Annotated in this window: 15 protein-coding genes; 1 reads left to right on the forward strand and 14 read right to left on the reverse strand. The window is 63.0% G+C overall.

What is annotated here, in order from left to right:
- Positions 1-401, reverse strand: a 401-nt coding sequence (locus tag ACZXDY_RS21790; protein ID WP_464346898.1) for a carboxyl transferase domain-containing protein, incomplete at its 3' end; no start/stop codon positions are given.
- A 266-nt stretch (positions 402-667) separates the two neighbouring features.
- Here ACZXDY_RS21790 and ACZXDY_RS21795 point away from each other — a divergent pair.
- A complete protein-coding gene (locus ACZXDY_RS21795) occupies positions 668-2116 on the forward strand; it encodes a helix-turn-helix domain-containing protein (RefSeq protein ID WP_464346899.1) in 1449 nt (482 codons plus the stop codon).
- A 168-nt stretch (positions 2117-2284) separates the two neighbouring features.
- Here the strand turns inward: ACZXDY_RS21795 and dhaK are convergent, their stop codons facing one another.
- The 13 genes from dhaK to ACZXDY_RS21860 form a co-directional block, all read right to left on the reverse strand.
- Positions 2285-3268 (reverse strand): dihydroxyacetone kinase subunit DhaK, encoded by a 984-nt coding sequence (gene dhaK, locus ACZXDY_RS21800; RefSeq protein ID WP_464346900.1) that lies wholly within the window; start codon positions 3266-3268, stop codon positions 2285-2287.
- A 36-nt stretch (positions 3269-3304) separates the two neighbouring features.
- A complete protein-coding gene (locus tag ACZXDY_RS21805; RefSeq protein ID WP_130222522.1) occupies positions 3305-3727 on the reverse strand; it encodes a hypothetical protein in 423 nt (140 codons plus the stop codon).
- Positions 3720-5354, reverse strand: coding sequence for a phosphoenolpyruvate--protein phosphotransferase (gene ptsP, locus ACZXDY_RS21810; RefSeq protein WP_464346901.1), 1635 nt, complete (start codon positions 5352-5354; stop codon positions 3720-3722). The genes ACZXDY_RS21805 and ptsP overlap by 8 nt, the downstream gene beginning before the upstream one ends.
- Positions 5341-5643, reverse strand: a complete 303-nt coding sequence (locus ACZXDY_RS21815; protein ID WP_063623372.1) for an HPr family phosphocarrier protein — start codon at positions 5641-5643, stop codon at positions 5341-5343. Before ACZXDY_RS21815 ends, ptsP begins: the two co-directional genes overlap by 14 nt.
- A 31-nt stretch (positions 5644-5674) precedes the next feature.
- Entirely contained in the window at positions 5675-6067 is a 393-nt protein-coding gene (gene dhaM / locus ACZXDY_RS21820; RefSeq protein ID WP_028163196.1) for a dihydroxyacetone kinase phosphoryl donor subunit DhaM, read from the reverse strand.
- Positions 6064-6687, reverse strand: coding sequence for a dihydroxyacetone kinase subunit DhaL (gene dhaL / locus ACZXDY_RS21825; protein WP_028163195.1), 624 nt, complete (start codon positions 6685-6687; stop codon positions 6064-6066). Before dhaL ends, dhaM begins: the two co-directional genes overlap by 4 nt.
- Before the next feature lie 21 nt (positions 6688-6708).
- The gene (locus tag ACZXDY_RS21830) at positions 6709-7734 is read right to left on the reverse strand and encodes an ABC transporter ATP-binding protein (RefSeq protein WP_464346902.1); all 1026 of its coding nucleotides are present in this window, start codon (positions 7732-7734) and stop codon (positions 6709-6711) included.
- Positions 7727-8824 carry an ABC transporter ATP-binding protein gene (locus ACZXDY_RS21835; protein WP_464346903.1) on the reverse strand — a complete coding sequence of 366 codons (1098 nt, stop codon included), beginning with the start codon at positions 8822-8824 and terminating at the stop codon, positions 7727-7729. The genes ACZXDY_RS21830 and ACZXDY_RS21835 overlap by 8 nt, the downstream gene beginning before the upstream one ends.
- Before the next feature lie 4 nt (positions 8825-8828).
- Positions 8829-9038, reverse strand: a complete 210-nt coding sequence (locus ACZXDY_RS21840) for a hypothetical protein (protein ID WP_464346904.1) — start codon at positions 9036-9038, stop codon at positions 8829-8831.
- Positions 9035-9997: a carbohydrate ABC transporter permease gene (locus ACZXDY_RS21845; RefSeq protein ID WP_130222516.1), complete on the reverse strand. Its 963-nt coding sequence runs from the start codon at positions 9995-9997 to the stop codon at positions 9035-9037. Before ACZXDY_RS21845 ends, ACZXDY_RS21840 begins: the two co-directional genes overlap by 4 nt.
- A complete protein-coding gene (locus ACZXDY_RS21850; protein WP_464346905.1) occupies positions 9994-10968 on the reverse strand; it encodes a carbohydrate ABC transporter permease in 975 nt (324 codons plus the stop codon). The genes ACZXDY_RS21845 and ACZXDY_RS21850 overlap by 4 nt, the downstream gene beginning before the upstream one ends.
- A 71-nt stretch (positions 10969-11039) precedes the next feature.
- Complete coding sequence (locus tag ACZXDY_RS21855) at positions 11040-12398, reverse strand: ABC transporter substrate-binding protein (protein WP_035689766.1); 1359 nt, start codon at positions 12396-12398, stop codon at positions 11040-11042.
- A gap of 1046 nt (positions 12399-13444) precedes the next feature.
- Positions 13445-14212 (reverse strand): ABC transporter permease, encoded by a 768-nt coding sequence (locus ACZXDY_RS21860; protein WP_210164689.1) that lies wholly within the window; start codon positions 14210-14212, stop codon positions 13445-13447.
- Between the last annotated feature and the right edge of the window lie 5 nt (positions 14213-14217).

The following is a 14217-nucleotide window of genomic DNA, read 5'->3' on the forward strand; positions in this document are numbered from 1 at the left end:
TCCTGGATGCGGGCGCCGCCGGCGTCATAGAGGCCGATGATCGGCGCCCGCGCCTTCATCGCCATGTCCTGGAGTTTCGTGATCTTCAGCGCGTGGGTCTCGGACAGCGAGCCGCCGAACACGGTGAAGTCCTTGGCGAAGACAAAGGTCTTGCGGCCGTTGACGGTGCCCCAGCCAGTGACGACGCCGTCGCCGGGAACCTTGGTCTTCTCCATGCCGAACTCGATCGAGCGGTGCTCGACGAACATGTCGAATTCCTCGAACGATCCCTTGTCCAGCAGCAGTTCGATGCGCTCCCGCGCCGTCAGCTTGCCGCGGGCATGCTGCGCCTCGATGCGCTTCTCCCCGCCGCCCAGCTTTGCGCCGGCACGCCTTTCCTCCAGTTCAACCAACATCGTCATGATAGCCACATCCTCACAATCCGGTCCGACCTGGTCGCGCCGGGACAGGAATCCCTTACGGAGCCGATGCAGGGCGCGCGAGCATTCGCACATAGTCCGCCGGTACCACCTGGCTGCTCCGGCAAGCGCGATGGATTGCCAAACCGGCCCCCGGGCGCTTTGCATCCCAGTCAATGTATGCAAGATTAGCAAGGAGATCGCCGCAAGGGACCGAAGAAAGTGCTTATTTTTGCCGATAGCGCTGAACCAGTTGTAAAGTTTGCCAAGTGAGACAGCACAAGATCTTCGCCGGCGACCGGCTACGGCGGTTGCGCGAACAACGCAGCATGACACAAGCAGAGCTCGCAGACGCTCTCAGCATTTCCGCGGGCTATTTGAGTCAAATGGAGAGTGATCAGCGGCCGATCACGCGAGAGCTGCTCATGCGGCTCAGCCGGCAATTTGGTATTGAGACGAATTATTTTTCGTCTGACGACGATTTGCGGCTCGCCAGCGAACTTCGTGAAAGCGCCAGTGACCCTCTGTTCGGGTCGCCCATTTTGCCTGACGAGGCCAGCGCGGCCGTCCGGGTCGCGCCCGATATCGCGCAGCGCTTTTTGCATCTCTATCGCGGTTATCTTGCGCTCGAAGAGGAACATCGCTCCTTGCAAACGCGTGTGGCCCAAACCGACGTGGGTGCGGCCAGCCGCTTTCCCTATGACGAGGTACGCGATTGGGTGCAATCAAAACGTAACCATTTTGATGCGCTTGATCGCGCCGCGGAACGGCTTTCGGAGACAAGAGACTTTCAGCCCGAGAACCGCGGCGAGGACTTCATCAGATATTTGCGTGATGCCTACGGGGTTCGGATCGGCCAAGGCCCGGTGGATCTTGGCAAGGGAATGATCTGGCGGCTGGATAGCAACGCCAAAACGCTTTTCATGTCCAAAGATGCGCCGGTGGAAAGCCGTCTGTTCTGGATCGCTCACGTCATCGGCCTGCTCGAACAGCGAGACAGCATCGAACGTCAGATCAGACAGGCACGTCTCAGCAACGAGGAAGCTGCATCGCTCGCGCGCGTCGCACTCGCCAATTACTTTGCCGGCGCCCTGGTTATGCCATATGGAGCATTTCTCGCCACAGCGCGCGACGTTCGCTATGACATCGAACGCCTCCAGCGACGCTTTGGCACGAGCTTCGAGCAGGTCTGCCATCGTTTGAGCACGCTGCAACGGAGAAACTCGCCGGGAATTCCGTTCTATTTCCTGAAAATCGACATCGCCGGCAACGTCTTGAAGCGCAGCAGCGCCACCCGCTTTCAGTTCGCGCGCTTCGGAGGTCCCTGCCCCGTATGGAACGTACACCAGTCGTTCTCGCATCCTGGCCGCATCCTGGCCCAGTTAGCTGCTACGCCTGATGGAACGAGGTATCTTTGCGTAGCTCGGACCGTCAGCCTTTCGGCGGGCTCATATCTGAACCGACCGCGCGCGGTCGCCGTCGGACTTGGGTGTGAGGTGACCTATGCGGGCGAGACGGTTTACGCAAAGGGGCTGAACCTGGACGATCTCGATGCGGTCGACTTCATCGGCCCGGGATGCAGAGCCTGCGAGCGAAGCGACTGCCGTCACCGAGCACTACCGCCGATCGGCCACCCACTTGACGTGGGTACCGTCGAAAGAGGCGTCGTTCCGTATCAGATCGATGCCAAGACTTCTCGCACCAGCACCCTCAAATGATTTCGCAAAGTCCGCTCGACCTGACGGCGATCGAGCAACTCTTCGTTTTCTTGCCGTGGCGCGGCCGGCCGTGACCGAACTCGCAACGACAATCGGCCACACGATCCTTCTGGGGCAATCATGGTCCACCATCATCCTGAAAATCAGCGGCCGCTCACACCGCAGCGGTCACCATTTCAATGCGGCCGTACGCACAGGATGATCCCAGAGCGCAGTGGTTTCGCCATCGAGCAGGCTCACGGTGAGCGAGCACCCGGCCATTTCGAGCGATGTGACGTAGCTGCCAACCAGCGAACGGGCGATGCGCAGGCCCCGCTCCTCGAGCATCCTGCGCACCGCGTTGTACATCAGATAGAGCTCGATCGTCGGCGTACCGCCGAAGCCGTTGACGAGCAGCAGCGCCTCGGTACCGGCCCGCGTGCCAAGATCATCGGCGATCGCGGTGGTCATCTCGGCGGCGATCGCATCGGCCTGCGCGAGCGTGACGCGGCGGCGTCCCGGCTCGCCGTGAATGCCGACCCCGATCTCCATCTCGTCGTCACGAAGTGCAAAGGTCGGCGTGCCTGCCGCCGGAACGGTGCAGCTGGTCAGCGCAACGCCCATTGAGCGCGTCTGTGCGTTGACGCGCTCGCCAAGCGCGACACAAGTTGCAAGATCGGCGCCCTTCTCGGCCGCCGCGCCGACGATCTTCTCGACGATCAGCGTGCCGGCGACGCCGCGCCGTCCGATACTGTAAGTCGACTTCTCGACCGCGACGTCGTCGTCGGTCACGATGGTGGCGGTGCGGCCCTCGGCGATCTCCGCCGCCATCTCGAAGTTCATGCGGTCGCCGGCATAGTTCTTGACGATGAAGAGGACGCCAGCGTCGCCCGCGATCGCCTGGGCGGCCTCGACGATCTGGTCCGGCGTCGGCGATGTGAACACCTGCCCGGGACAGGCGGCGTCGAGCATGCCGTAGCCGACGAAGCCGGCATGCAGCGGCTCATGCCCGCTGCCGCCCCCCGACACCAGCGCAACTTTCCTCGGATTCAGCTCGCGGCGACGGACGAATTTCCGCTCAGCGCCGAGCATGACGAGGTCGGCATGCGCGGCGGCAAAGCCGTCGAGGCTCTCTGCGAGCATATTGTCGACCGAATTGATGAACTTCTTCATTGTGTCCTCCCGCTTCGTCCGCCCGGCGTTCCTCGCCTATTTTTCCCGCATGATGGCAATCAGTCGCCGCGTGAACTCCTGGAGCAGCGTGTCAAGCTCGGCGTTGCGCTTGGCGCTGCCGAGATCCGGCAGATGCAGCGTCAGTGTCCGCTCGTGCGAGCCTTCGCTCAACCGGCCGACGCGGCGCGGATGAGCGCGCGCATAGGCGCGAAGGAAGGCCGTCTTCGCCTGCGGCGGGAAATGGCACACATCGAAGATCGTATTGAGATGCTGCACCGGTATCGGCACCGGATAGGCGGGATTGCTGATCTGGCTGACGAAGCTGCGGTTCTTCCCCATGGCATGGGCCAGCCGAAGCCGCATGCCCGACGGACGGCTCTCCAGCACCTCCTTGAAGATGCGCTTGTAGACCGCAACCGCGCCGGCTTCGGGCGCGTCATCGGCCGCCGTATCAGCCAAGGCCGCCTCCACTGCTCAGCCGGTCGATGGTCTGCTTGATCTGCGCCAGCGCCGATGCATTGACGGAGAGCTCGCGCAGGCCGCAATTCAGCAGGGCGGGCAGACAACGCGGATCACCCGCCATGTCGCCGCACAGGCTGACGCTGATGGCGGCGCGCCGCCCATGCTCCGCGGTCCGCGCGATCAGTTCGAGCACTGCCGGATGCAGCGGATCCATCAGGGGGACGAGAGCTCCGTTGGAACGGTCGCAGGCCAGGACATATTGCGCGAGATCGTTCGAGCCGATCGAGAAGAAGGACGTCTTGAAGCTCGCGATTGCCAGGGCCGCCGCCGGCACCTCGACCATGATACCGAGCTCGGGCAGCATCGCGGCAATGCCATCCGCCTGCAAGTGCTGCACGACATCTGCGAACAGCTTCCGCCCCGCCTCGAGCTCGTCCGCCGACGTGACCATCGGGAACATGACCTTGAGATTGCCGCGCACCGCGGCCCGCGCCAGCGCGCGAAGCTGAACCGCAAAGATCTCAGGCCGGGCAAGGCACAGGCGCAGGCCGCGCACCCCGAGGAACGGATTGGCTTCGCCGTCCAGCGTGAAGCCAGGCACCGGCTTGTCACCGCCGGCATCGAAGGTGCGGATGGTGACGGGGCGCTGGCCGGCCCATCGCAACACCGCATCGTAAGCCTGAAACTGTGTCTCCTCGTCGGGCAGGCCACCGCGCTCCGTCAGCAGGAACTCAGTGCGCATCAGGCCGATGCCGTCGGCATATTGCGCGTCGGCATGCTCGAGATCCTCGACGCGCTGGATGTTGATGAAGAGCTTGATCCGCTCGCCGCGCCAGGAGGCTGTCGGCCGCCGCAGGATCGCGCGCGCGGATGCCCTGCTCTTGTGATGGCTGTCGCGCCGCTTCTCGAAAATTCGGACCTGCTCGGCACTGGGATCCAGCTCCAGCGTGGCGCCTTCGCCGTCAAGCAGCGCCGTGGTGCCAGTGTCAGGAATGGCCCCGAGCTGTACCACCATCGGGATCCCGCGCGCTCGCGCCAGCATCGCGACATGGCTGGTCGGGCTGCCGCGCAACAGCGCCAAGCCACCGCCGCCGGACCAGTTAATCTCAAGGAATCGCGATGGCGGCAGATCGTCGGCGCAAATCACGCCTCCGCGCGGGATTTTCAGCGGCTGGTCTTGGTCGCCACGCAGAATGTGGATCACGCGGTCGCGCAAATCGGCAAGATCGGAGGAACGCGCCTTCAGATAGTCGTCCGGTGCGGAGTTGTACTCGGCAATGTGGGCGTCGAACGTGGAACGCCATGCGATATCGGCGGGACGTCCCTCGCCGATCGACGCGAAGATCGCCTCGATCAATTCCTCATCCTCGAGCAGCGCGACCTGGAATTCGAGAATCTGCGCGGCTTCGCCGCCGGCGCTGGCGGCAAGATCGGCGATCTGCACGCTCGCGACGTCGATCGCATTGCGCAGGGCCAGCGCCTCCTCGACCAGCGTACCGGCCACCCGCTCGCCGCCCGCTCCCGCGTCGACGCGGACGAACGGGCCATGGGCAAAGCCGATCGAGGCAGTCCTGCCGCGATACGCCAGCCCTGCAGCGCCGCCCTGCATGCTATGGTGCTCCATCCGGGAAATCGCTTGCGATCAGATCAACCAGCGCCGCGACCGCGGCCTCGGCATCGCTGCCGGAAGCCTTGATCTCGATCGTGCTGCCGTGTGCCGCGCGCATTGCCATGATCTTGGCCACGCTCTTGGCATTGATCCATTCGGGTGCGCCCGCGACCCGCACGGAGATCTGGGCCTCGAACTTCTTGGCGAGCTTGGTCAGCTTGACCGCGGGGCGCGCGTGCATGCCAACCGCATGCACCAGCCGCACGTTGCCGGTGAAGATCTGTTCGTCCGCTTTATCAAGCATGCTCGTCATCCATCATCGCTTCGCCGACGCCTCAGTCGGCAGAGAGTTCCTCGGCCACGGCCCTGACCTGGGCCAGCGAGCTGCCGCCCGCAGCTTCCGTCGCCGCCATGACGGCGCCCTCGACGATCGGCGCGTTGCAGACGACAACGAGATCACGCCGCGCCGGCTCCAGCATCTCGACTGCCATTTCGCTGTTGGTCTCGGCGCCGCCGAGGTCGACAAGCACAGCAACGCCTTTCGACGACCAGGCGTCGTTGATGGCGTCGATGATCAGCGGCACGCTGGTGCCGAGACCACCGTCGGGATTGCCGCCGCAGAAGGCGACCTTGACCTCGCTGCCGACCATCTGCCGCACCATGTCTGCGGTTCCCTTCGCGATGTCCCGCGAATGCGATACGATCACGATCCCCACGGTGTCGGTCATTGCCGCGCCTCCAGGCCAGCGCACACCGCGTGCAGCAGAACGCAGCTCGATCGCGCCCCGGGATCGACATGACCGACGCTGCGCGCGCCGAGGAACGACGCCCGACCCTTCGTTGCTTGCATCGGCACCGTGCGCTCGACCGCTTCAGCCGCGGTGGTGCGCACCCGCGCGATCAGATCGGGCTGGCCGGCGCCCGCTTTCAGTGTCTCCAGCACCGGAATGAGCACATCGAGCATCGTCTTCTCGCCGGCCTGCGAGCGGCCGCGCGCGCTCACCGCGTTCACGCCACTGCCGAACACGTCGGCGAGATCGTCAGGCAGGTGCTTGTCGTGCGACAGCGCCTCGCCCGCGGCGAGAAAGAAGCTGCCATAGAGCGGGCCGGAAGCGCCGCCGACCGTCATGACTAGGGTCTTGCCGATCGTCTTGAACGCCTCGTCGAGCGGTTGCGCCGAGATGGCATCGAGCTTGCCGAGCACCGCTTCGAAGCCGCGCTTCATGTTTGTTCCGTGGTCGCCGTCGCCGATCGCCTGGTCCAGACTCGTGAGCTCCGGCGCGCTATCGATGACCTGCTCGGCGGCCGCCTTGAGCAGCGACTTGAATGTCTCGGGCTGCACCGACATTGATCTGAACCTTTCGCTCCTCTAATGAACCATCGGGCCGATGCGCTGTCCCGCACCGTCGAAACACAGCGGACGCACCAGTTGCAATTCAACCTCCTGGCCGGCCCGCAGCGGTTGATGCGGATCCGCCAGCGTCACCAGCGTTTCGCCCTTATAGTCCAGGTGAACGTGATTCTGCTCGCCGAGGTGCTCGACGCGATGCACCCGGCCGATCATCCGTCCGCCGTTGCGCGTGGCGATCTGGAGGTGTTCGGTGCGGATGCCGACCGTCTCCGTTTCCGGCGGCATCGCCACATCGGACAGCAGCCGCGCGGGCAGGAAATTGATCTGTGGCGTCCCGAGCCGCGAAGCGACGTAGCTGTTGGATGGATTTTCGTAGATCTCCCTCGGCGTGCCGAGCTGAAGCAGCCGGCCGTCCTTGATCACGCCGATCCTTGATGCCATCGTCATGGCTTCGACCTGATCGTGGGTCACATACAGGATGGTCGCGCCGAGCTCGAGCTGGATCCGCTTCAGCTCGAGCCGAAGTTCGGCGCGAAGCTTTGCATCCAGCGACGACAGCGGCTCGTCCATCAGATAGATCGAGGGATCGCGCACAAGCGCGCGGCCGATGGCGACCCGCTGCATCTCACCTCCCGACAGGCGGGTGGCGCGATTGTTCAGCTTGCTGGCGATATGCAGCAGCTCCGCCGTCTGCTCGACACGCCTGCGGATCAGCGGCTCCGGCACGCGCCGCGCCGGAGAGCGCAGCGGGAACGCCAAATTGTCATAGACCGACAAATGCGGATACAGCGAATATTGCTGGAACACGAATGCGATGTCCCGTGCACCCGGCGGATCGTGCGTCACGTCGCGCCCGTCGATCATGACGGAACCGGCGTCGGGGCTCTCGAGCCCGGTGATCAACCGCAGCGTCGTGGTCTTGCCGGCGCCGCTCGGCCCGAGCAGGACGAGGAATTCGCCGTCGTTCACCGTCAGCGAGAGGTCGCGCACCGCGTCCACCGCGCCGAAGCGCTTGCTGATATTGCGCAAGCTGACGTCAACCATGGCGCATGCCCTCCTCCCTGGCGGTCCTGATTGCAAGGCCGCTGCCGGCATCGAACAGCGAGAGCCGATCGGAGTTGAATTCGAGGCCGACGGTTTCGCCGATCCGCACCGAGGCGCTCGAAGGTAGCCGCGCCGCGACCCGCCCATACGCCGTGTCGATCGTGACGATCTGCGTCGTGCCGAGATATTCCGCGCCGAACACCTCGCCACGAACGGATCCGGCGTCGGCGAAGCGGATATGCTCCGGACGAACGCCGAGCGCCAGCGCCGCGCTCGCGCGGTCCTCGCGGATCTCGGGCACCGCGAGCCTGGTTTCGTGAAAATTGATGGCCCGGTCACCGGATCGCAGCCCGCCCTCGAAGTGCAGGAAGTTCATCGACGGCGAGCCGATGAAGTCCGCGACGAACATGCAGGCGGGCCGGTCATAGACCTCCTGTGGCGTGCCGATCTGTTCCACGCGCCCCTTGTTCATGATCGCGATCTGGTCGGCCATCGACATCGCCTCCAGCTGGTCGTGGGTGACATAGACCGTGGTCGCCTTGATGCGATCATGCAGGTCGCGCAGCTCGCCGCACATCAGATGACGAAACTCGGCGTCGAGCGCGCCCAGCGGCTCGTCCATCAGGAAGGCCTTCGGGCGCCGCACCATGGCTCGCCCGAGCGCGACGCGCTGGCGGTCGCCGCCCGAGAGCTTTGACGTCTTGCTCGACAGCAGATGCTCGATCCGCAGCATCCGCGCGGTCTCCTGCACCCGCTCGCGAATCTCGTGCCGCGCCATGCCCTGGCACTTTAGCGGGAAGCCGATGTTCTGCCCGACGTTCATGTGCGGATAGAGCGCAAACAGCTGGAACACGAACGCGATGTCGCGGGCGGCGGCACGGTGGAACGTGACGTCCTCTCCGTCGAGCAGAATCTTGCCCTCGGTCGGCAGCTCGAGGCCGGCAATCATGCGCAACGTGGTGGTCTTGCCGCAGCCGGAGGGGCCGAGCAACGCGAAGAAGGTGCCGTCGTCGATGGTGAATGTCGAGCCTTCCACTGCCGTGAACTGATCAAACGACTTGCGAAGATATTCGATGCGGATCTGAGCCATGGCCTTATTCCGGAAAGTGGCTGACGATGACGAAGCCGACCGTGCCAGCGAGGATCGTCACGAATGAATAGCTGTACAGATCTATCGAGAAGGGTTGCACCAGCATGAAGATGCCGCCCCCGATCACGGTCATCGCAACGGCCTCCCAGCGCCCGCGGCCGAAGAAGCGATGCAATGTCCCCTTGGCGCCCTTGGCAACGGCAGAATCGCTCATTTGCGCATCGCTCCGAAGGTGATGCCGCGCAACAGATGCTTGCGCAACAGCACGGTGAACATGACGATCGGGACGACGAACAGCGTGGTCGCGGCGGCAACCGCCGGCCAGTCTTGCCCGCCCTCCCCGATGATGAAGGGAATGAAGGGCGGCATGGTCTGCGCCTCGCCGCTGGTCAGCAGAACTGCGAAGGCGTATTCGTTCCAGGAGAAGATCAGGCAGAAGATCGCGGTTGCCGCAATTCCGGTGACGGCCTGCGGCAACACCACCTTGCGCAGCGCCTGCAGTCGCGTGTAGCCGTCGACGAGGGCCGCCTCCTCATACTCGCGCGGAATCTCGTCGATGAAGCCCTTGAGCAGCCAGACCGCAAGCGAGACGTTCACGGCGGTGTAGAGCAGGATCATGCCGAGCCTGGTGTCGGTCAGATTGAGCTGCCGGTACATCAAATAGATCGGTATCGCAACCGCGACCGGCGGCATCATCCGCGTCGACAGGATGAAGAACAGCAGATCGTCGGCCAGCGGAATGCGGAAGCGCGAAAAAGCGTAGGCCGCGAGCGTGCCGAGGAAGACGGCGAGGAAGGTCGAACCGAAGCCGATGATCAGCGAGTTGACGAAGCGCGGCACGACCTTGGACGGTCCGGCAATCACCATGTCATGCTTGCGGACGAGCTTGTCATACCAGGTCTCCGGCGGCGGCAACTTGGCGATGAAATCCGGTGTCTGGCGGGTGCGCACCGTGAACAGGTTGACATAGCCTTCGAGCGTCGGCTCGAAGATCACCTTGGGCGGATAGGCGATGGCATCGCTTTGCGACTTAAACGCGGTGGCGACGATCCAGAGCAGCGGCAGGATCGTGATCAACGCATAGAGGATGACGAGAGCACCGGCGAATGCCTTGATGCGCGGCGAGGCCTCGACGATCGAGTGTGCGGTGGATCTGGCGACGGCAGCGGTCATCGTTGCTTCACCTTGTTGAGCGCTTTGACGTAGATGTTGGCGGCACCGAACACGGTCACGAACAGGATAATGGCAAGCGCCGAGGAATAGCCGGTGCGCCACTTCTCGAACGCCGCGCGCTTCAGCGTGATGGACACGAGCTCGGTGGTCGACCCCGGTCCTCCCGACGTCAGGAGATTGACCATGTCGAACATCTTGAAGTTCTCGATCGCGCGAAACAGCACCGCCAGCATCAGGAACGGCACCGTCATCGGCAACGTGATCGACCAGAACTGCCGCCAGGCCGAGGCACGATCGACCTCAGCCGCCTCATAGATATAATCGGGGATCGAGCGTAGCCCGGCGAGACAGATCAACATCACATAGGGCGCCCACATCCAGGTGTCGACGAGCACGATGGTCCATGGCGCCAGCGCGACCTGCCCTGTCATGCTGAACGAGCTCGGCGGCACGCCAGTGAACAAGCTGATCAGATAGTTGAACGGTCCGATCTGCGGCTGCAGCAGCAGCGTCCAGAAATTGCCGACAACTGCCGGGGACAGCATCATCGGCAGCAGGATGATCGTGGTCCAGAAGCTGTGGCCGCGGAATTGGCGGTTGATCAGGAGCGCGAGCCCAAAGCCGATCACCACCTGCAGGGCAACCGAGCAGATCACGAATTGCGCCGTGGTCTGGAGCCGGAACCAGACGTCCTCGTCGTTGAGGATGTCGCTGAAATTGTCGAGCCCAACAAACCGCAGCGGCAGATAGGACATGCTGAGGTTGAGGCTGGTGAAGGAGAGCCGGATCATCCAGACCAGCGGGAAGATGTTGATCGCGAGCAGCAGCGCAATCGTCGGCGCGACGAACAGCCACGCAATGGTCCGATCGGACAGACCGTGGACGCGGCGCGCGGCGCGGGATTTGGCGGGCTCGCTCACTCCCGCGATCGTAGCATGATCGGGTTGCAGGATCGTCGTCATCTTGTCCATCGGCTGGGCTGGTTCGGCTTCCCCGAGGCTGACCTCGGGGAAGCCAGTTCAGTTGGATCGCGGAGTTCAGGCTATCGCGAGGCGACTTCCTTGCCCTGCTCCTTGAACACCTTGGTCCAGTCCTTGACCAGGAGATCGAGCGCCTGCTGCGCCGTGCCCTTGTCGGCGACGACGTAGTCGTGCACCCGCTTCTGCATGTCGAGCAGCAGTTGGGCGTAGGACGGCTCGGCCCAGAAGTCCTTGACGATGCCCATCGACTCCAGGAATTGCGGCGCGAACGCCGCGCTCTTCGGGAAGTCCGGCGCATCGACCACCGCCTTGAGCGCCGAGTAGCCGCCGATCTGCCACCATTTCTGCTGCACGGCGGGCTGCGCGAACCACTTGATATAGGCGAGCGCGTCGTCCTTGCGGTCGGAAGTCGCAACCACCGAGATGCCCTGTCCGCCGAGTTGGGTGAAGTGCCCCTTCGGGCCGGCCGGATTGACGAAGAAGCCGATCTTGTCGCCGCCGACATTCGGATCCTTGTAGAGGCCGGGGAAGAAGGCGAACCAGTTCATCTGCATCGCCACCTGGCCCGACTTGAAGGCATCGAGCCCTTCCTGCATGTAGGCGTTCGTCATGCCGGGCGCGGTGCAGCATTTATAGAGCTCCTTGTAGAATTCGAGCCCCTTGGCGGCATCGGCCGAATTGACGATGCCCTGCATCTGGTACGGCTTCTTCGGATTGTCGTAGCTGAAGCCGTAGTTGTAGAGCACGTTGGTCACGCCCATCGTGATGCCTTCGGAACCGCGCTCGGTGAAGATGTAGGCGCCATAGACTTTCTTGCCGTCGATCTCGCGGCCCTGGAAGAACTCCGCGATCTGCTTCAACTCGTCATAGGTTTTCGGCGGCGCCAGATCGCGGCCGTACTTGGCCTTGAACGCCGACTGGATGTCCGGTCGCGAGAACCAGTCCTTGCGGTACGTCCAGCCCACGGCATCAGCCATCGCCGGCAGCGCCCAGTAGTTCGCCGAATTCTTCGGCCACTGCGAATAACCCACGACCGTCGCCGGGACGAAATCGTCCATCGAGATGTGCTCTTTGTCGAAGAATTCGTTGAGCTTGACGTACCACTTGTTCTCGGCGGCTCCGCCGATCCACTGGCTATCGCCGATGATCAGGTCGCAGAGTTTGCCGTGGGAATTGAGCTCGTTGAGGAAGCGATCTGCATAGCTCGTCCAGGGGACGAACTCGTATTTCATCTCGATGCCGGATTGCTTGGTGAAATCCTTGCCCAGCTCGACCAGCGCGTTGGCCGGATCCCATGCCGCCCAGCACAGCGTGAGCTGCTTGCCCTGAGCCGCAGCTTCGCCTCCGCCAAATATCCCCAGCAGCGCCGCTCCGAGAACCGTGGTGGCCACTGAGCTTTTCAGCCGATTGAATGTCCGCATATCCGTTTCCTCTCTCGTTGAAGCATCCAACCCGCTCAACGCGCCCCGCCGGAGCGACGCCGAGACCTTGAAACCGAGTTTGAGGAGCGATGAGTGAAGGACGAGACGGACCGCTGCCGGAGACGGCTCCGGAATGGCTTGGGCTCCTCCTACACATCGGCTCGATGCACGATGTTTAGTTTTTTTGTATTACTAAACGTAGTACTAAATTTTTGAGACCGTCAAGCCGGTTCTCGCGCTCTTGGCGAAATATTTGCGACGCTCGCACGCACGAGCGGGGATGTTCGCGGTGCAGCAAAGTGTCCGACCGTTGTAGCTAGTTTGGCGGCCCACGATTACCGATCTGGTCCGGCGGACACAATACGGCCCATCCCGACAGCAGGAGAGCCGGAAGGTTAGCCATAACCGGCATGTTTAGTAAGCTAATTTACTGAACGTTCGACAAAGCGATTGACAGCGAGCAGCCTCATAGGCCGAAATCTGCCATTGCCGCGGACCGCACCAGTTTCGCGCCAGAAACGACCTCGCCAAAGCGCAACGAACGCGATCGAACTCAAGCGCCGGCGCAGAAAATCAACGAAGCTGACCGATGTTCTGCCGCTCATAACGGTCTGATTGCAGGTTCGCATAAGGCTGGCACGACCCGCGACTTGGTAGAGCCACTTGCATCCTATTTGCACTCCAACCCAGCCGAATTCGCTTCGTCTGGTGCATGCGCTTTTCACCGTCGTTCTTGTCTGCTCCCACGCGCCGTTGCCGTGTCCGGCTTCCTCGCGCGCTGATGTTTAACCGAGCTGCTTTGACGCATCGCGGAGCACGCTTGATCCCTTCTTCGCGCCTCGCGGCCAATTGACGTTCAGTCGGCGTTCATGGTTCGCAGCACAAACTCGGGTGTCAGCAATTCGGAGTGTGAGTTACTCTGCTCGGTGCCTGCCTCGGGCTAAGCGTTGTCGCATCGACAGGCCGCCCCGCTTGGACCGACGCCGATGTCCGTTGAGGGGCTGTTGCTACTTGCTCAAAGGCGTCCTTGATGTACTGCTGCTCGATTACTTCAAGCGTTGCGAATTCGTGTGATGCCACGGCAAGGCAACCCGCTCAATCGCTTCAATCACCGCAATCAATGCGACGCCGAGCACCGCAAGAATGACAATCGCAGCAAAGACACGCGGCGTGTCGAACGTACCCTGCGCGGTCAGAATGACATAGCCGAGGCCGCGCTGGGACGAGACGAATTCGCCGACAATGGCGCCAACCAGAGCCAGCGACATCGCCACCTTCAGTCCGGCAAACAGATGCGGCAGCGCGCAATAGAGCTTGATGCGCAGCAGCACCTTCAGACGCGACCCACGCAAGGTCTTCGCCAGGTCGATCGTATCCGGCGACACCGATTGCAGGCCAAGCGCGGTGTCGATCACCACGGCAAAGACTGCGATCAGAAAGGCAATGGCGATCTTAGGCTCCGCGCCTGTCCCGAACCAGATCAGAAAGAGCGGCGCCAGCGCCACCTTCGGCACGCTATTGAGCGCGACGAAGAGCGGGAACAGCAGACGATCCAGGATCTTCCACTCCACGATCGCAACCGCAAACAGGACGCCGAACACGACGGCGACGGCAAATCCGGCGAGCGTGATGCCCAGGGTATAGGCCGTCTGCACGGCGAACCAGCCCGGAGAGGCTGCAAGTTCCTCGATGATCAGCGATGGCGCCGGCAGCAGAATGGACCGCACGCCAAGCGCGCGCACGCCGATCTCCCACACCAAAAGGAAGATCGCAACCCCCAGTAGCGGCACGGCGGCTCGGCGCGCGGCTTTCATCAAGC

Source organism: Bradyrhizobium sp. LeoB3 (assembly GCF_055456055.1).

Coding starts and splice junctions, on each gene's coding strand:
- dhaK (WP_464346900.1), bottom strand. CDS start 3,268: ATGAAGAAGTTCATCAATTCGGTCGACAATATGCTCGCAGAGAGCCTC.
- ptsP (WP_464346901.1), bottom strand. CDS start 5,354: ATGGAGCACCATAGCATGCAGGGCGGCGCTGCAGGGCTGGCGTATCGC.
- ACZXDY_RS21815 (WP_063623372.1), bottom strand. CDS start 5,643: ATGCTTGATAAAGCGGACGAACAGATCTTCACCGGCAACGTGCGGCTG.
- dhaM (WP_028163196.1), bottom strand. CDS start 6,067: ATGACCGACACCGTGGGGATCGTGATCGTATCGCATTCGCGGGACATC.
- dhaL (WP_028163195.1), bottom strand. CDS start 6,687: ATGTCGGTGCAGCCCGAGACATTCAAGTCGCTGCTCAAGGCGGCCGCC.
- ACZXDY_RS21830 (WP_464346902.1), bottom strand. CDS start 7,734: ATGGTTGACGTCAGCTTGCGCAATATCAGCAAGCGCTTCGGCGCGGTG.
- ACZXDY_RS21835 (WP_464346903.1), bottom strand. CDS start 8,824: ATGGCTCAGATCCGCATCGAATATCTTCGCAAGTCGTTTGATCAGTTC.
- ACZXDY_RS21840 (WP_464346904.1), bottom strand. CDS start 9,038: ATGAGCGATTCTGCCGTTGCCAAGGGCGCCAAGGGGACATTGCATCGC.
- ACZXDY_RS21845 (WP_130222516.1), bottom strand. CDS start 9,997: ATGACCGCTGCCGTCGCCAGATCCACCGCACACTCGATCGTCGAGGCC.
- ACZXDY_RS21850 (WP_464346905.1), bottom strand. CDS start 10,968: ATGGACAAGATGACGACGATCCTGCAACCCGATCATGCTACGATCGCG.
- ACZXDY_RS21855 (WP_035689766.1), bottom strand. CDS start 12,398: ATGCGGACATTCAATCGGCTGAAAAGCTCAGTGGCCACCACGGTTCTC.
- ACZXDY_RS21860 (WP_210164689.1), bottom strand. CDS start 14,212: ATGAAAGCCGCGCGCCGAGCCGCCGTGCCGCTACTGGGGGTTGCGATC.